The sequence below is a fragment of the Mastigocoleus testarum BC008 genome, from assembly GCF_001456025.1.
GTDB classification, from domain to species: domain Bacteria; phylum Cyanobacteriota; class Cyanobacteriia; order Cyanobacteriales; family Nostocaceae; genus Mastigocoleus; species Mastigocoleus testarum.
Genome location: NZ_LMTZ01000055.1, coordinates 97,576 through 116,531, shown reverse-complemented (window position 1 = coordinate 116,531; position 18,956 = coordinate 97,576). Strand labels below are relative to the sequence as shown.

Genomic DNA, 18,956 nt, shown 5'->3' with positions numbered 1-18,956 from the left:
TAACTGATAACTAAAATGACACTCTCCGTTCCAGAAAATAAAAGTAAAAATATTGAATCTATTTACCCCCTTTCTCCAATGCAAGAGGGTTTACTCTTCCATACCCTTTACGAAGGAGAATCGGGTGTTTACTTCGAGCAGTTTAGTTTTACTTTGAGTGGAGACTTGAATGTTACTGCTTTTGAGCAAGCATGGGAAAAAGTTGTCGAGCGACATCCAGTTTTACGTACTCTTTTTGTCTGGGAAAACAGTAAAAAGCCGCTCCAAGTAGTACGCAAAAAGGTAAATTTACCTTGGAATAATTATGACTGGCGGAATTTATCAGCGAGCGAACAAGAAAAAAAGTTCCAAAGCTTCCTTCAAGTAGATAGAGAGCAGGGTTTTGAACTTGACAAAGCACCGTTGATGCGGAATACCTTAATTCAACTGAGCGATAATCGCACTTATAAATTTATCTGGAGTTCTCATCACCTGTTGACGGATGGTTGGTGTTTACCCATCATCCTCAAGGAAGTCTTTTATTTTTACGAATTATTAAATACAGGAAAAAATAGAAACGAAGGTTTATACTTACCTTCTCCCCGTCCTTATAAAGACTATATTAATTGGCTGCAAAAGCAAGATTGCTTGACAGCAGAAGCATTTTGGCGACAAACACTCGAAGGCTTTTCTGCTTCTACGCCTTTGGTGGTAGACCGAGTGGTGCAGCAAAATTTACAATCTCAAGATTCACACTCTCAAAATTCACAACCTCAAAAGACTTACCAAGAGCAACATCTACGATTATCAGAAAAGACTACTAGCGCTCTCAAGTCCCTAGCAAAGCAAAATCATCTCACCCTTTCTACCTTATTACAGGGAATTTGGGCGCTGCTATTAAGTCGTTATAGTGGTGAGTCGGATGTATTATTTGGTGCGACGGTATCTGGTCGACCTCCCACTTTGTCCGGTGTAGAATCTATGGTTGGGCTGTTCATTAATACTTTACCCGTACGAGTGAAAGTGTCAGGTGATACTCAAATTTTACCGTGGTTGCAACAGTTACAGTCACAGCATTTGGAAAGGGAACAATATTCATGGTATCCACTGGTAGAAATTCAACGCTGTAGCGAAATACCCGGGGGAAGACCTTTATTTGAAAGTCTTGTAGTATTTGAAAATTATCCTATAGGTTCTTCCTTACTAGAAGATACAGCAGGTTTAGAAATTGACGAAATAAAATCCTACGAGCGCACAAATTACCCCTTGACATTGGTGATAATACCGGGTGAAGAATTGTTAGTGCGAATGCTTTACGATTGTAGTCGTTTCGATGCAGATGCGATCGCGAGAATGGGGAATCATTTCCTAACTTTGTTGGAGGGAGTGGTTGCAAATCAAACTGGTCAATTGCAAGATTTAACTTTGATAACTAAGACAGAAAGAAATCAGTTATTAGGGGAATGGAACGATACCCACATAAAATATCCCGACAAATGTATTTATGAGTTGTTTGAGGAACAAGTACAACGCACTCCCCAAAATATAGCGTTACAGTTTGGTCGCGAAACATTAACTTACGAGCAATTGAATCATCGTGCTAATCAATTAGCAGATTATTTAATTACCTTGGGTGTGAAACCAGATGTGTTAGTGGGTTTATGTATCGAGCGTTCTGTGGAAATGGTGGTGGGATTACTAGCAATTCTCAAAGCTGGTGGTGCTTATGTACCGTTAGATCCAAGTTATCCTGAAGAACGTTTAGCTTATATGTTGAGCGATTCTCAAGCATCGGTGTTGCTAACTGAGCAAAAGTTTATCGATTATTTACCCAAGCACGACACAGTAGTCTGTTTGGACAAAGACAAAGAGATTAAATATAGAGACGAACTTCAAGACAAACCATTACCTACAACTGTAAAACCACAAAGCGTAAAACCGGAAAATTTAGCTTATGTAATTTACACTTCTGGTTCTACCGGTAAACCCAAGGGAGTTGCGATGAGTAACCGCTCCCTGGTTAACTTACTAATGTGGCAAATCGAAAATGGAATTGCTAATCAAAATAGCAAAACTCTGCAATTTTCACCGATAAGTTTTGATGTCTCCTTCCAAGAAATCTTCTCTACTTTGTGTGCTGGTGGAACATTGGTTTTAATTCCTGACGATGTAAGACGAGATGCGATCGCTTTATTAAAGTTACTTACAGAACAAGGAATTGAAAGATTATTTCTACCTTTTGTTGCTTTACAACAGTTAGCTGAGGTTGCTGCTAGTAGCGATGATTTACCTGTGAGTTTACAGGAAATTATTACTGCGGGAGAACAGTTACAAATGACAACTGCTCTGAATAACTTTTTGAGAAGACTCCCTAATTGCACCTTACAAAATCAATATGGACCATCAGAAACCCATGTCGTCACAGCTTTTACCTTAGAAAGTTCTGCTTATACTCAAAAATCTCAAACATCTCAAACATCTCAAAATTTAACCCTTCCCCCCATTGGTCGTCCTATAGCTAATACACAAATATATATTCTCGATTCTCATCATCAACCCGTACCTATTGGAGTTCCAGGAGAACTGTACATTGGAGGTATCGGTTTAGCTAGAGAATATCTCAACCGTTCAGATTTAACTACCCAGAAGTTTATCCCCAATCCCTTAAGTAATCGGTCGGGAGAACGATTATACAAAACTGGCGACCTAGCACGTTATTTACCCGATGGTAATATTGAATTCTTGGGACGAATCGATAATCAGGTAAAAATACGAGGTTTCCGCATTGAATTGGGAGAAATTGAAACTGCGATCGCTGCACATCCACAGGTATCGGAAGCAGTAGTTATTGTTCGAGAAGATATTCCTGGTAAAAAGCGTTTAGTTGCATATGTGGTAAACAAGTTTGCTCCACAAACTCTAAATACTCTAGATACAAAATCTTTAGAAAATCATTCCTCAATCCAAAAACAGTTACGGGACTTTCTCAAACAGGAATTACCCGAATACATGATACCCAGTGCTTTTGTATTTTTGGATGCTTTACCCCTGACTCCTAGCGGTAAAATAAACCGTCGTGCGCTACCTACTCCTTCTGTAACTCACGAACCAGAGAGTTTTGTTCCACCTCGCACTCCCACAGAAGCTACTTTAGGAAAAATTTGGCAGGAAGTTTTAGGATTAAAACAAGTAAGCATTCACGATAACTTCTTTGAATGCGGAGGACATTCCTTACTTGCGACCCAAGTAATTTCCCGGTTGCGCCAAACTTGGAAGATAGAATTACCCCTACGTCGTTTGTTTGAAGAACCGACCATAGCTCGACTAGCTGCTGTTATTGACCTTCTGCTTTCAACAGCGCAAAAACTAACAGAAATAAATTCTAACGATCTATCAGAAAACCAAGAGGAACGGGAGGAGATTGAGCTATGAAAACCATTGAAGAATTTTTGTCAGATCTTTCCCGTTTAGATATTAAATTATGGCTTGAAGAAGATCGTTTGCGCTGTAATGCACCTAAAGGAGTACTCACACCAGAAATACGCACCCATTTATCCGATCGCAAACCAGAAATTATTGATTTTCTGCAACAAATTAACGTCAATTCAAACTCTAGTTTTGAGTCTATTAGTCCAGTTTCGCGCAACCAAGATTTACCTTTATCCTTTGCACAACAGCGATTATGGTTCCTTTATCAGTTAGAAGGGGGAAATAGTACCTACAATTTACCCTTAACTCTAGAAATTACCGGAAATCTCAATATTACAGCCCTAGAACAAGCAATTAGAGAAATATTTCGACGTCATGAAATCTTGCGTACCCGTATTGCTATAGTTAATGACCAACCAATACAGGTAATTGACCCGGAAATCACTTTAGAAATCAACTTCAACCTACCATTAACTGACTTACAGGGTTTACCCTCCGCTGCAAAATTAACCACCGTAAAACAATTAGCTACACAAGAAGGTGACAAACCCTTTGAGTTAATCGACGGTCGTTTGGTGCGTTTTCATCTCTGGAAGTTGAGCGAACAGTCCCATGTGTTGTTGATAAATATGCACCACATTGTTTCTGATGGTTGGTCCATGGGAATTTTTATTCAAGAGTTGTCTGCTTTCTATCAAACCTTCGATTCTGGAAACGCGACATGTATAGACGTAGCATGCTACGTCTATACAGGTTTACCGGAATTATCTATACAGTATGCAGATTTTGCGGTTTGGCAGCAACAGTATCTGCAAGGTGAAGTTCTAGAAAAACAACTCAACTACTGGAAAAAACAGTTAGCTGACGCACCACCATTATTAGAACTACCTACGGATCGTCCCCGTCCAGCAGTTCAAAGTTTTCGCGGTGGTGTTGTAGAATTTCAACTAGATTCAGATTTAACTGAATCGCTGAAAACTTTAAGCCAAAAGTCAGGAGCTACCCTCTTTATGACTATGCTCGCGGCTTTTGTGACTTTACTTTTCCGGTATAGCGGTCAGGATGATATTTGTATCGGTTCTCCCGTTGCTAACCGCAACCGTAAAGAAATAGAACCATTAATTGGCTTCTTTGTTAATACCTTGGTGTTGCGATTTCAACTTGGAGAAAATTTCAGCTTTTCCGATTTACTCAATCTAGTCAAAAAAGTAGCTGCTGATGGTCAAACTCATCAGGATGTACCTTTTGAGCAAGTTGTAGAAGCATTACAACCAGAAAGAAATCTTAGTTATAGTCCTCTATTTCAGGTCTTGTTTGATTTACAGTATGACTCGATGGAGCAATTAGAATTTCCTGGTTTAACTGTAAATCCTTTACAAACAGAGATTGTCACCTCAAAGTTCGATTTAAGTTTAGTAATCGAAGATAAAAGAAATTATCTCAGAGGTTGGTGGGAATACAGTAGCGATCTATTTAATGTAGATACCATTAATAGGATGACAGGTCATTTTCAGACCTTGTTAACAGCTATTGTTGCTAATCCCGAAGAATCGATTAGTACATTATCACTATTAACAGCAAAAGAGCAGCATCAGTTGTTAGTGGAATGGAATTCTCACAAGAGTGATTTTCCTCGCGATCGATGTATTCATGAGTTGTTTGAGTCACAGGTAAAACGCACTCCCGAGCATATAGCTCTAGAGTTTGGTTCCGAAACACTGACTTACCAAGAATTGAATCATCGTGCAGATCGGTTAGCACATCATTTAAGGACTTTGGGAGTTAAAGCAGATGTGTTAGTCGGTTTATGTGTAGAACGTTCTGTGGAAATGATAGTCGGATTATTGGGGATATTAAAAGCCGGAGGTGCTTATTTACCACTCGATTCCACCTATCCTCGAGAACGTTTAGCTCATATGGTGCATGACTCTGGAGTATCTGTATTACTAACTCAGCAGAAGTTAGTCAATTTATTACCTAAGAGTAGTGCAAAGGTAGTTTATTTGGATAATGACATTATTTGTAGAGACGCGACATGTGGAGACGCGACATGTCGCGTCTCTACAGTAGTTGGTAAGGTAAAACCGAATAATTTAGCTTATGTAATTTACACCTCTGGTTCTACCGGGAAACCAAAGGGGGTAATGATTTCCCACCAAGCTATAGTCAATCATGCAACCGCTGCGATCGCAGAATATGGTTTAACAAATCGCGATCTAGTCCTGCAATTTGCTTCCTTTAGTTTTGATGTTGCATTAGAAGAAATTTTCCCCACCTTATTAAGCGGTGGAACATTGGTAATGAGACCTGCGGAAATTTTTAGTTCCTTTGCAGATTTCTCTAGATTTATTGAGGAAAAAAGCTTAACGGTTGTTAATATACCAACACCATACTGGCAAGAATGGGTTTTAGAAATATCTCAAGGTAAATCTACCGTACCATGCAATTTACGGTTGTTAGTTACCGGTAGCGAACAGGTTTTACCAGAGCGATTGGCTTTGTGGCAAAAATTGGTTGGAGATAGGGTAATGTGGATAAATGCCTATGGTCCCACAGAAGCCACTATTACAGCTACAGTCTATAAACCAAAACCATCATCAAAGCATTCTTATAATAATTCCGTATCCATTGGTCGTCCCATCGCGAATACAGAAATTTACATCTTAGATAAACATCTCCAACCAGTTCCAATTGGTGTACCGGGAGAACTACATATCGGTGGTGTGGGTTTAGCATCTGGTTATCTGAATCTTCCACAATTAACCGAGCAGAAATTTATCCAAAATCCCTTCTTAAGAAGTAGGAGAGCAGAGGACGCAGGGGAAGCAGGGGGAGATATTAATGACAAATTATTACCCATTACCCATTACCTATTACCAATTACCAATTCAAAATTGTATAAAACTGGTGACTTAGTTCGTTATCTAGCAGATGGTAATATCGAGTTTTTGGGTCGCATCGACAATCAAGTTAAAATTCGCGGTTTCCGAATTGAATTAGGAGAAATTGAAGCTCTGTTAGCTCAAAACTCTTTGGTTCGAGCATCTGTGGTTGTTGTCAGGGAAGACCAATCGGAAAACAAGCAAATTGTCGCTTATATCGTCCCTAATAAACAATCTTTGAAAAACTGCGCTCGCTATTCCCAATCAGAAACTGAGAACGAAAATGAGAAAAAAAACATCATCCAAAATCAAATTCGGGGTTTCCTCAAACAAAAATTACCCGATTATATGCTTCCTTCAATATTTACGATCTTAGAGGAACTACCTTTAACTCCCAACGGAAAAGTAAATCGTCGCGCTCTCCCAACACCATCTGTTTCTCAAGCAGATAATCTAGTTCATCCTCGTACCGATACAGAAAAAACTGTAGCTCAAATCTGGAGTGATGTCTTGGGTATCAAACAAATCAACATTCATGACAATTTCTTTGAATTGGGAGGACATTCTCTACGCGCAACTCAAGTAATGTCTCGTTTACAAGAAGCTGGGAAATTCAAGACTAAGCTGGAGTTACCCCTACGTTATTTATTTGAAGAACCAACGATCGCCGGACTCGCAGCATTAATCGATACCAAAATTACCACTAACACAGATACGATAAACACAGAGGAAAATTTCCGTAAAGATGCAGTCTTAGACCAAAGCATTCAACCCCGATTATTACCTTTTGAATATCTAAGTCAACCTAAAAATATCTTACTAACTGGAGCTACTGGGTTTGTCGGAGCTTATTTATTGCAGGAATTACTAGAGCAAACAGAAGCTGATATATATTGTCTCATCCGTTCTCAAAATCTGGAGCAAGCTAAACAAAAACTACAAACCAAACTTGAATCCTACGGCTTATCTAAGGTAAATAAAAACCGCAGAATTATTGCTGTAGTGGGGGATTTATCGAAAAAACTTTTGGGTCTTTCTCCATCAAAATTTCAAAACCTAGCTAGTCAAATCGATGTTATCTATCACAATGCTGCGTGGATAAATACAATTTATCCTTACTCCATCCTCAAACCTAGTAATGTTTTAGGAACTCAAGAAATTCTCAGATTAGCGAGTGAAAGTAAACTCAAACCCGTACATTATATTTCCACCACCTCCGTTTTTTCCCCTCTTGCTTATTCCCAAACCAACTTAGTCCTGGAGTCAGACCCTTTAGAAAAAACTGAAGGTCTTGAAGGTGGATATCCCCAAAGTAAATGGGTAGCAGAAAAATTAGTCATGCAAGCACGCGATCGCGGACTTCCGGCTAGTATTTACAGATTAGCCAGAGTAACAGGACATAGCCAAACCGGTATTTGTAACACAAATGACTTGTTTTGCAGGCTAATTAAAGGTTGTATACAAATGGGTATTGCTCCCGAAATGAATGGTGTTATAGATAACTTGACACCTGTGGATTATGTCAGTAAAGCTATTACCCATCTATCACAACAAAAAGAGTCTTTAGGGAAGGCATTTCACTTGCTTAATCCCCATTCTACTCCCATGAACGAACTGTTTAAATCAATCCTTGCTTTAGGTTACCCTCTCAAACAAGTTTCTTATCAACAGTGGTTAGATCGACTTATAAGAGAGTCACAGTTAGATTCAGGTAATGTTTTGCAACCATTAATCGCTCTATATTCTCAAAGCGCAGCAGAGTCAGTATCAGAACCACAATTCGATCGTACAAACACCGATTTAGGCTTAGCAGATACAGGTATTGTTTTTCCTCCTATGGAACAAAACTTATTGAAAGCTTATTTTTCTTACTTTATCAAGAGTGGTTTTTTAACTCAATACAGTTCAGTTAAGGCTAAATCTCAAAATTGAAGTAGGTTGCGTTGACGAAGGTTAGCAAAGCGTGTCCTTAGGACATAACCGTTGGGTTGCACTGTGGCTCAACCCAACCTACGAAAATGCTTAACGGCAGGTAACCAACTGTATTGTTTTTTAACTAATCCCTAAAAAATTTCAGAAATAGATCGTCTAAAAGTAAAGTAATGACGGAAATTATCGAAAAATCACCGATACAAGAAGGTCTAACTGTCCTCCGTGAAATGAGAACTTTTATCCTCATCTGGTTTGGACAAATTGTTTCTGTTACAGGTTCTGGTTTAACCAATTTTGCCCTTGATATCTGGGTTTATCAAAAAACTGGGTCAGTCACTCAATTTGCACTACTGATACTATTTAATACCCTTCCTTTTGTACTTATTTCTCCTATCGCTGGATTATTAGCGGACCGTTTTAGTCGTCGTTGGCTAATGATTATCAGTGAATTATGTGCGGGTTTATGTACCTTGACCATCGCATTGCTATATATCAACGGTCAGCTAGAAATTTGGCATATTTATATTGCTACCGCTTTGAGTAATGCTTTCTTGGGTATCCAATGGCCTACTTATAATGCCTCAGTTACTCTACTTGTACCAGAAAAACACCTCAGTCGTGCCAATGCTATGAACCAGTTAGCCGATGGTTTTGCTCGACTGACTGCCCCTATTCTCGGAGCTACACTATTGGGTATTATCCATCTTAAGGGTATTATCGTTATCGATTTCTCCACAATACTCTTTGCTCAAATTTTTCTCCTAGTACTCCCGTTCCCAGAAATTCATAACAACAGTGACAAGACCCAGGACACCAAGGAATCAGAAGAAAATTTATTCCTAGGGGAAGTTTTCCAAGGTTTTAGCTATTTGCGTCAACGTCCTGGATTACTAGCAATACTGCTGTTTACCATTATCATTAATTATCTTGTAGGAGTATTCGACGTTGTTGTCATACCCCTAGCTTTATCATTTAACTCGGTAGTCATTACTGGCACAATCTTTTCTATCACTTGTTCTGGTATTTTAGTGGGTGGTGTTGCCACCAGTATTTGGGGAAAATGGCAAAGTTATATTCACACCATATTTATCAGCACTATCCTTGCAGGATTATTTATTTTAATTGCTGGTTTACAACCTTCCCTATACCTGTTTACTGCTTTTGGTTTTCTCTTTTTCCTCACAGTACCTGTTGTTAATAGTTCAGTTCTGGCAATCTTACAAAAGAAAGTTACTACCAATATACAAGGGAGAGTTTTTGCCTTACAGGGAGCGATCGCGACTACCTGCTTGTCCCTTGGTTATGTCAGCGCTGGTTTCTTAACGGACCACATTTTTGAACCTTTAATGACATCCCAGAGTCCTATCGCGATCGCGCTCGGGCAAATTATTGGTACTGGGACAAGTCGTGGTATAGGACTTCTATTAGTTATGATTGGATTTTTAGTTATCTCACTCACCTCAATTACTTACCTGTATTCTCCCCTGCGACTAGTAGAAGAAGAATTACCAGACGTTATTAATAAGTAACATAAATCACTTACATGGGAATCACTACCGGTTGTCAAATCATGAATAAGAAATGCTGATCGCATCACTATTACGTGTAGGGATTCACACAATAAATATAACTTATGACCATGCTAGGCGAGTGTTTCGATGCGTAAAGCGATAAGCCTCAAGGGCAGAGAAGAGACTGCGCCGACGCCAAAGGCTCTGCGCTATGCGATCTGCAAGCAGGTGGCTACGCCTATCGCTTCGCACTTTAGGTTTCCCTTAACTACAGAAGTTTGGCGGCTCCGAAGGTTGCATTAAATTTGCGGCACCAAATAGCAGCCGATTGAAATTCTTTTAAATTGATATTTTTTGGAATCTCATAGCTTTGAGCACCGCTATACTTCTGTAAAGGGGCAAGAATAACGTAATCGCCCTCATTAATAGGATAAGCAGGTGGTTTGGTTGAGCCAATCACATCTGGCAAACGATGTAAAATTACAACTAAATCTGGCCCTGTAGTAGAAGTTTTAAAAGCCGAGTCGAGTTCTAAAATGTGCTTGCCGTCTTTTTTGACAATACGGACAGTCCCAGAGGTGGGATGCTCTCCGTCCACAAAAGTTCCAGAGCTTAGAGCTTTAGATGTTTGTGTAGTTTCTTTTGTCAGAGAATCAGCAGAACTGGAACTTGCGGTGACTGTACTTTCGTCGCTTGGGCTTGTTGTTTGAGTAACGGCTTGCTGTTGAGTACAGCCAATAATCGCAACAGTAGCCATAATTAAACCTGCGAAGACAAAAAAATTACGTTTCATGGAACTCCCTAAACTGGTATTTTTATTTACTCATATCTTACTACGTACCTAGGTTAGGATATTGATAAATCCTGTTTGTTCTACGGACACGCTATGCTAACGCCGTAGACGCGGTAAAACCTATGATAAACATACTTCTGGTCGCCATAGGCGCGGTCTGTTATTACCAATATCGGGGATGAAACTGAGGAACTAGTGATGGATAACTGAGACTTGACTAAGAGTTTTCTGAGAAAACTGAGAGGTTGAACGCTAGAAGTTGCTAAGAAGCTAGCAACTGGGAGAGTTCAGCAATCACAGTGGTTTCAAGCTAATTATCACAGAGGTCTTTTATAATACACCTCCAGTAGATGTCAATTGAAAAGACAAATGATAAAGCAGTCTCTAGTTGTGAATTTCATAAACTGTAAGGGCGCATCGATGTGCGCCCTAATCCTACTTTTTACTTGTAAATCCGTAGCTAATTCCTAATTTTCGTATCTCCAGTTATATTTCTGAGGAGGGATCATAATTTTCAACTCATACTGTTTCAAGTTGCAAATCCCCCAATTCATCTTCATGATAAAAAGCTGCATCGATACGACAACCACAATAAGCTAAAACATACAATTCTTTCAAATCGTTAATTAATGGATAGCGAGGATTTGCTCCAGTACATTGGTCATCAAATGCTTGTTCTGCCATTTTTTCCAAGCTATTGTAGAAAGTCTTATCATCCGAACCCAATGTCTCTTTAATAGTAAGAGGAATATCGACTTGGTGTTTAAGATTTTCTATCTTGTCCACTAGTTTTTCCACCTTTTCATCCAATGTATTTCCGCCTAGTTGAAGGAAATCTGCAATCTGTGCGTAACGTTTCTTTGCATGGGGATATTTATATTGTGGAAAAATCGCTTGTTTAAAAGGAACATCGGTAGCATTATAACGAATGACATGGGAAATCATCAGTGCATTTGCTAAGCCATGAGGTACGTGAAAAGTTGCTCCTAATTTATGAGCCATGGAGTGACAAACTCCTAAAAAGGCATTAGCAAATGCCATTCCGGCTATGGTTGCAGCATAGTGAACTTTTTCCCGCGCTTCAGGATCGTTACTACCATTGTTATAAGCTCTTGGTAAGTATTTGAATAATAAATCTATTGCTTGTAATGCTAATCCGTCTGTAAACTCAGTCGCCATTACCGAAACATAAGCTTCCAATGCATGGGTTAAAGCATCAATTCCACCATATGCGGTTAACTTTTTCGGCATATTCAAGACCAATTCTGGGTCTACGATCGCCATATTTGGTGTGAGCGAATAGTCTGCTAAAGGATACTTAACTCCTACTTTTTCATCGGTGACAACTGCAAATGGTGTGACCTCCGAACCTGTACCGGAAGTTGTCGGAATCGCCACCAACATGGCTTTTTGTCCCAATGGTGGTAAGTCATACACGCGCTTGCGAATATCCATAAATCGCATGGCTAAACCTGCAAATTCCACATCGGGATGTTCGTACATCAACCACATTACTTTGGCTGCATCCATGGGTGAACCACCACCAATTGCAATAATCGCATCTGGTTGATAATTTCTCAATAATCTTAAACCTTGTTCGACATTAGATAAAGTTGGATCCGGTTCCACGTCATGGAATACATCATATTTAATTCCAATTTCATCTAAAGCTTGGGTGACGCGATCGACAATTCCCAGGTTAAATAAACCTTTGTCGGTAATAATAAATGCCCGTTTTTTACCTATTAAATCTCGCAAAGCTACAGGTAAACAACCGTATTTAAAATAGACTTTTGGTGGAATACGGAACCACAGCATATTTTCCCGACGCTGGGACACTGTTTTAATATTAAGTAGGTGATAGGGTGTAACGTTATCAGATATGGTATTACCACCCCAACTTCCACAACCCAAAGTTAACGATGGGTCTAATTTGAAATTATATAGATCCCCAATTGCACCTTGGGAAGATGGTGTATTAATCAGAACTCGTGAAGTTTTTACACCATTCTCAAAATAAGCAATATCATCGAGGTTTGCAGGATCGGTATATAAAACAGCAGTATGTCCGGGACCACCAAATTCAATCAAATTTTCGGCTTTTGTAACCGCTTCATGGAAATTTTTTGCCCGATACATGGCTAATATCGGTGATAATTTCTCATAAGAAAAAGCTTCGGTAGCGCCAATTTCTTCAACTTCAGCGATCAAAGTTTTATAGCTACTGGGTAACGGACAATAACTATCTTCTCCACATCCAGAAACTTCCTGTTTGAGCTGAATGTCAGCAAGTTTTGCTATCGTTCCCACCGACTGTCCGACAATTGCTGCATTCAATCTCCCATCTTTCAATATCAAGCTACCGATTTGATTTTTTTCCTCATCATTCAGAAAATATGCACCGCGACAAATAAATTCCTGTTTAACTTTTTCGTAGATTTCATCAACAACAACTACAGATTGTTCCGAAGCACAAATCATCCCATTATCGAAAGTTTTACTCAGCAAAATTGAGCTAACAGCAGTTTTAATATCTGCAGAAACATCAATTACTGCAGGAGTATTACCCGCACCTACACCTAAAGATGGATTTCCTGAAGAATAAGCAGCACGCACCATTCCTGGTCCACCAGTTGCTAAAATTAATCTGATTTCTTGATGCTGCATTAATGTTTTGGATAGTTCGATACTTGGTTCATCAATCCAACCGATAATATCTTCGGGAGCACCAGCAGAAATTGCTGCTTCAAGAATAATTTTTGCTGTTTCAATCGTACATTTCTTTGCCTTAGGATGGGGGGAAAGAATTATTCCGTTACGAGTTTTGAGAGCAATTAATGTTTTAAAAATAGTCGTAGAGGTCGGATTAGTAACAGGAACTATCCCAGCAATGATTCCCACAGGTGCAGCTATTTTTTGAATACCAAAAGCTTTATCTTCTTCAATAACACCGCAGGTTTTTTGGGATTTATACTTGTTATAGATATATTCAGAAGCAAAGTGATTTTTGATTACTTTATCTTCAATAATACCCATACCAGTTTCTGAAACAGCCAGTTTAGCTAACGGTATTCTTTGATTGTTAGCTGCTAAGGCTGCTTGCTTAAAAATCAAATCAACTTTTTCTTGAGAGTAGCTAGCATATATTTCTTGTGCTTTCTTGACCTTTTGTACAAGTAATTCTAATTCTTGAATGTTTGTAACTTGCATAATTTCTTTCATAATTTTTACTACCATATGTTGGATTTTGAAATGATACGAAGTGTTATGTAGAGCCTCGCACATTCAAAGTTTAAGTAAAAGTTTAAATCAAGAATGTTTATCAGCTTAAAACACCGTTAAACCCTTATTACGGAAAATAGTTAATGCTTTTTCTATCTCTTCTGAAGTAGGGGTTGGAGTTTCTTGGAGTTCATATTCGTAACCTAGTTCTTCCCATTTATATTCACCCATCTTGTGAAATGGTAAAACTTCAACCCTCTCAATATTATTCAGAGTAGAAATAAAATCAGCTAACATCGCGATGTTGTCCGGGTCGTCGGTTAAACCAGGTACCAATACAAATCGAATCCAGGTTGGTTTATTGATTTTACTTAAGTATTTAGCAAGATTGAGTGTTGGTTCAATATCAACGCTTGTGACTTTCCGATAGATAGCAGGATCGAATGATTTAATATCAAGTAGTACTAAATCTGCAAATTCTAATACAGATTTTGCTGTTTCTAAGTTGCAAAATCCAGATGTATCTAAAGCTGTATGTATTCCCAATTCTTTACAGCGTCGGAAAATCTCTCTGACAAACTCTGGTTGAAATAAAGGTTCACCACCACAAGCTGTTACACCTCCACCAGAAGCTTTCATATAAGAAACATATTTCTGAATTTCTGTAATTAATTCATCAACTGTTACCCGTTTCCCATTTTCCAGATAGCGACAGTCGGGATTACTGCAATACAAACAACGTAAGGGACAACCTGTAGTAAAAATTACAAAGCGAATTCCAGGACCATCCACTGTTCCACAGGTTTCCACTGAGTGGATGTAGCCTGATATGTTTGTGATTGATGTAGTGATTTGAGATATACCCATAGTGCAGAGGAAAGTTTACTTTTGTATTCGCTTCACTGTGAGTTATAGGATAATAATTTGAGGAACTTGTGAAAAAATGAGAAAATTTACCAAATGTTACTTCTAAGTCCTTGTTTACTCTGGGATAGGTAGAGTATGCTTCTGTATTTTTCAGATAGTATGGCGATTCTTGATTGAAGACAGATTTTGTTGTCGTAGGAGAGTACAAATACTATTTTACAAGTTGAATTACAAAAAGACTAAAGTATATGCCTAGTTTGTGTGAATCCAAACCATAGACTGGAGGGAAATTATAAATAGATTATTAAGTATTTCCCCTTAAATACTAAATTAGTGTAGTCATAAATATTTTGCTCCGGTACGATAATTCTACTTTACTAACAACTTACTTTATCGTCCATTTCCAATATAGATACCCAAAGCACTTGCAGTTTCAACTAAATAGTGATTTTTAGCCACATGCAATGGACTTTGACTCAAAACATCATCTAAAGCAACAGCCTTCACTTGACCATCTCGCCAAGCCGCCATTTTGCCACTTTCCCCAGCAGCAATCAAATCTACAGCAGCCTTACCAAATGCAGTTGCGACCAATCTGTCTAAGGCTGTAGGTATTCCCCCACGTTGGATATGTCCCAGTACAGAAACACGAATATCAAGTTTGTTATTGCTGCAATGATGTATTTCATCTGCGATATATTGTGCCATACCACAGTTGGGAGTTTGACACGATTTATATAAAGATGAATCATCGGCGACCTTTGCTCCTTCTGCAACTACAATAATTGCAAATCTTCGTTCCCATTTATCGCGTAATTCTGCAAGATGTTTGCATATTCCCTTAATAGAATAGGGAATTTCGGGGATCAAAATTACATCTGCTCCACCAGCGATCCCCGCACACAAAGCTAAGTGTCCAGCACTCCGTCCCATAACTTCCACAATCATTACTCGGTCGTGACTTGCTGCGGTGAATGTGAGACGATTTAAGGAGTCGACAATTGTATTGACAGCAGTATCAAATCCCACGACCCTATCTGTTAAAGCTACATCATTATCGATGGTTTTGGGGATCGCAATAAATTGCCAATTTCCAATAATTTGTAATTTATTCAATATTGCTAAACTTCCATCTCCACCAATACCAATTAATGCATCAAGTTCTAAATCTCGATAACCACAAATAAGTTCATCAATTTGATTTAAGGTATCTCCTTTATTAATACTTCCAAGAATTGTCCCACCCATGTTTAATAGTGGGTCAATTCCACGCAGGTCAAAACTGTGCAGTGATAGTGGGATAGTTTTTCTTTCTAATAAACCCTTTGTTGCGTAAGGAATACCCAATACTTTCCAGTCATATGTCAATATCCCATGACTGACTACTGCTCGAATTACGGTATTTAATCCCGGACAATCTCCTCCACTTGTGAGAATACCCAGTCTTTTTTGTAGTTTCATTATCTATATCACAAACTAAAATATCTATCTAGATTCATCTCAAATATCTGTTTGCAGTCCTATAGTAAAGACGTACCAAGGTACATCTCTACATTTATCTATTTACATTCTTTCGTGGAATGTCCGCTTCACAACATCTAGTTGTTGTTCTCGCGTTAGTTTAATGAAATTCACCGCGTAACCCGAAACTCTAATCGTTAACTGCGGATATTCTTCAGGATGTTCCATTGCATCTAATAACATTTCCCGATTCAGGACATTAACATTAATATGATGTCCGCCATCATGGAAGTAACCATCAAGCATTCCTACCAAGTTATTTACTCTGTCTTCTGGAAGTTTCCCTAGTGCACTAGGAACAATAGAAAAGGTATTAGAGATACCATCTTGAGAGTATTCGTAGGGAAGTTTAGCCACCGATGCAAGAGAAGCGATCGCGCCTTTTGTATCTCTTCCGTGCATGGGATTCGCACCTGGAGCAAAGGGTTCTCCAGCTTTTCTCCCATCTGGAGTAGCACCTGTTTTCTTACCGTAGACTACATTAGAGGTGATGGTTAATATTGATTGAGTTGGTAAAGCATTACGATAGGTTTTATGCTGCCGCAATTTTTTCATAAAATTAGTAATTAAACCAGCAGCAATATCATCAGCCTGGTCATCATTATTTCCATATTTAGGAAAATCGCCCTCTATCTGATAATCTACAACCAATCCTTCCTCATCCCGTAAGACTTTCACTTTGGCATATTTAATCGCGGCTAGGGAATCTGCAACTACTGATAAACCAGCCATACCGCAAGCCATTGTCCGAAAGACATCACGATCGTGTAACGCCATCTCTATCCGTTCGTAGCAGTATTTATCGTGCATGTAGTGGATGACATTAAGGGTATTGATGTAGGTTTTTGCTAACCAATCTAACATCAAATCAAATCTGCTTATTACCTCTTCATAGTCAAGGTAATCTGAAGTAATTGGTGCAAAAGCAGGCGCAACTTGGTCGCCGGATTTTTCATCTTTACCACCGTTTATTGCGTACAACAAACACTTAGCAAGATTAACCCGTGCGCCAAAGAATTGCATTTGCTTACCAATTCGCATTCCAGAGACACAGCAAGCGATACCGTAATCATCACCCCAGTAAGGACGCATCAAATCGTCATTCTCATACTGGATTGAACTAGTATTTATAGAAACGTTAGTACAGAACTGCTTGAATGGTTTCGGTAAGCGTTCCGACCACAATACAGTTAAATTAGGCTCTGGTGCTGCTCCTAAATTGTACAGAGTATTAAGAATGCGGAAGCTATTCTTAGTGACTAGAGTTCTACCATCTTCACCCATTCCACCAATACATTCAGTTACCCAGGTGGGATCTCCGGAGAATAATTGGTTGTATTCTGGAGTCCGCAAAAAACGTACCATTCGCAACTTCATTACGAAGTGGTCGATAAGCTCTTGCAATTGCTGTTCGGTTACTTTACCTTGTTGTAAATCCCGTTCGAAGTAAATATCTAAGAAGGTCGAAACTCTTCCTAAAGACATTGCAGCACCGTTTTGTTCTTTGACTGCTGCAAGATAACCAAAGTAAAGCCATTGTACTGCTTCTTGAGCATTGCTAGCGGGGTAACTGATATCAAACCCGTAGCTAGAAGCCATCTTCTTAAATTCAAACAAGGCTTTTATTTGCTCATTAATCTCTTCTCGGAGTTGAATGATAGAAGATTCCATTGTATCAACTTCCAGAGATGAGAGTTGTTCCTTCTTATCATCAATTAAGCGATCAACACCGTATAAAGCTACTCGACGATAGTCACCAATAATTCGACCCCTACCGTAAGCATCAGGTAAACCTGTGATAATACCGGAATGTCGTGCTAGACGCATTTCCCTTGTATAAGCATCAAAAACTCCGTCATTATGGCTTTTACGATATTTAGTAAAAATCTCTTCGGTCTTAGGACTAAGCTTATAGCCGTAAGCTTCTAGGGATGATCTCACCACTCGAACGCCACCAAAAGGCATAATTGCACGTTTGAGGGGTTTATCTGTTTGTAAACCTACAATTTGTTCCAGTTCACGATCAATAAAGCCCGGTGCATGAGCAGTAATTGTCGAAACAATTTCCGTGTCAGTATCTAAAATCCCCTTGTCTCGCTCCGCTTTCATCAGATTATTCACCTGACTCCAGAGAGTTTGAGTCCGTTGTGTTGCACTTTTTAAAAAAGACTCATCTCCCAAATAGGGTGTGTAGTTATTTTGGATAAAGTCACGTACATTGATTCCCTTCATCCATTTGCCAGGTTGAAACCCATGCCATTGTTTCATTTTTTCGACTCTCTAGCAGTATATATTTATTTGATGACGAGCAAAAAAGTAAAATTATTGCACACGAATTTTCCGATGATGAGTTCTAGACATTAAAGCTTTGAGGTAGAAAATAAAAATGTGCAACCCAAAAAATCAGTAAACAAGTCGGCTTGTGGATAAAAACAGTTTTGAATGCTTGTCCTAGTTTATCCCTTAAAAACTCCAACATTCTTCTATAATTCCGTTGTAAATAAAAAACGTGAGGAACTTGTGAGGTGATGTGACGCTTTTATTGTGACACACTTAAGCAATTATTGTTTTTTTGTTTGATTTGGCTGCGATCTGCCGTTCAGGCGTCTGGCTACACCTATCGTCCTTCCCAAAAAAATATTTACGCAACCGATATCTTATTAGATACTGCTCTAACTATGAATAATTATTGAAATATACCAATTTTAATTTACTAATATTTAGTTTTCGTAGAACAAATACCAAAGCCAATATCCATAAAACATGTATAGTCTTATGTAATACGAAATTGATTATTTTTGATTCAGTCTGAAGAGAAAA

Annotated in this window: 8 protein-coding genes; 3 read left to right on the top strand and 5 right to left on the bottom strand. The window is 38.8% G+C overall.

Translation table 11 applies throughout. The features are described 5' to 3' along the window. Window positions 1–15 precede the first annotated feature (15 nt). The 3 genes from BC008_RS09960 to BC008_RS09950 all read left to right on the top strand — a co-directional run bounded on the left by BC008_RS09960 (window position 16) and on the right by BC008_RS09950 (window position 9,751). Window positions 16–3,411, top strand: coding sequence for a non-ribosomal peptide synthetase (locus BC008_RS09960; protein WP_058183485.1), 3,396 nt, complete (start codon window positions 16–18; stop codon window positions 3,409–3,411). Continuing rightward, window positions 3,408–8,222, top strand: a complete 4,815-nt coding sequence (locus tag BC008_RS09955; protein WP_082650528.1) for a non-ribosomal peptide synthetase — start codon at window positions 3,408–3,410, stop codon at window positions 8,220–8,222. The genes BC008_RS09960 and BC008_RS09955 overlap by 4 nt, the downstream gene beginning before the upstream one ends. A 170-nt stretch (window positions 8,223–8,392) precedes the next feature. After that, window positions 8,393–9,751 carry an MFS transporter gene (locus BC008_RS09950; RefSeq protein ID WP_058183484.1) on the top strand — a complete coding sequence of 453 codons (1,359 nt, stop codon included), beginning with the start codon at window positions 8,393–8,395 and terminating at the stop codon, window positions 9,749–9,751. A gap of 250 nt (window positions 9,752–10,001) precedes the next feature. On the opposite strand, the gene BC008_RS09945 is transcribed toward BC008_RS09950, so the two are convergent. From BC008_RS09945 to pflB, 5 genes are all read right to left on the bottom strand, one after another. Beyond that, window positions 10,002–10,526, bottom strand: coding sequence for a DM13 domain-containing protein (locus tag BC008_RS09945; protein ID WP_027844092.1), 525 nt, complete (start codon window positions 10,524–10,526; stop codon window positions 10,002–10,004). 519 nt (window positions 10,527–11,045) lie between these two features. Beyond that, window positions 11,046–13,736: a bifunctional acetaldehyde-CoA/alcohol dehydrogenase gene (adhE, locus tag BC008_RS09940; protein ID WP_027844091.1), complete on the bottom strand. Its 2,691-nt coding sequence runs from the start codon at window positions 13,734–13,736 to the stop codon at window positions 11,046–11,048. A gap of 117 nt (window positions 13,737–13,853) precedes the next feature. Then, complete coding sequence (pflA, locus tag BC008_RS09935; RefSeq protein ID WP_036265984.1) at window positions 13,854–14,615, bottom strand: pyruvate formate-lyase-activating protein; 762 nt, start codon at window positions 14,613–14,615, stop codon at window positions 13,854–13,856. Window positions 14,616–15,005: 390 nt separating this feature from the next. Next, a complete protein-coding gene (locus BC008_RS09930; RefSeq protein WP_027844089.1) occupies window positions 15,006–16,076 on the bottom strand; it encodes an ATP-dependent 6-phosphofructokinase in 1,071 nt (356 codons plus the stop codon). Window positions 16,077–16,178: 102 nt separating this feature from the next. Further along, on the bottom strand, window positions 16,179–18,404 hold the full coding sequence (gene pflB, locus BC008_RS09925; RefSeq protein WP_027844088.1) for a formate C-acetyltransferase: 2,226 nt from the start codon (window positions 18,402–18,404) through the stop codon (window positions 16,179–16,181). Between the last annotated feature and the right edge of the window lie 552 nt (window positions 18,405–18,956).

Excerpts from the sequence above, each read along its gene's own strand:
- BC008_RS09960 (WP_058183485.1), top strand. The coding sequence starts at position 16 with ATGACACTCTCCGTTCCAGAAAATAAAAGTAAAAATATTGAATCTATT.
- BC008_RS09955 (WP_082650528.1), top strand. The coding sequence starts at position 3,408 with ATGAAAACCATTGAAGAATTTTTGTCAGATCTTTCCCGTTTAGATATT.
- BC008_RS09950 (WP_058183484.1), top strand. The coding sequence starts at position 8,393 with ATGACGGAAATTATCGAAAAATCACCGATACAAGAAGGTCTAACTGTC.
- BC008_RS09945 (WP_027844092.1), bottom strand. The coding sequence starts at position 10,526 with ATGAAACGTAATTTTTTTGTCTTCGCAGGTTTAATTATGGCTACTGTT.
- adhE (WP_027844091.1), bottom strand. The coding sequence starts at position 13,736 with ATGCAAGTTACAAACATTCAAGAATTAGAATTACTTGTACAAAAGGTC.
- pflA (WP_036265984.1), bottom strand. The coding sequence starts at position 14,615 with ATGGGTATATCTCAAATCACTACATCAATCACAAACATATCAGGCTAC.
- BC008_RS09930 (WP_027844089.1), bottom strand. The coding sequence starts at position 16,076 with ATGAAACTACAAAAAAGACTGGGTATTCTCACAAGTGGAGGAGATTGT.
- pflB (WP_027844088.1), bottom strand. The coding sequence starts at position 18,404 with ATGAAACAATGGCATGGGTTTCAACCTGGCAAATGGATGAAGGGAATC.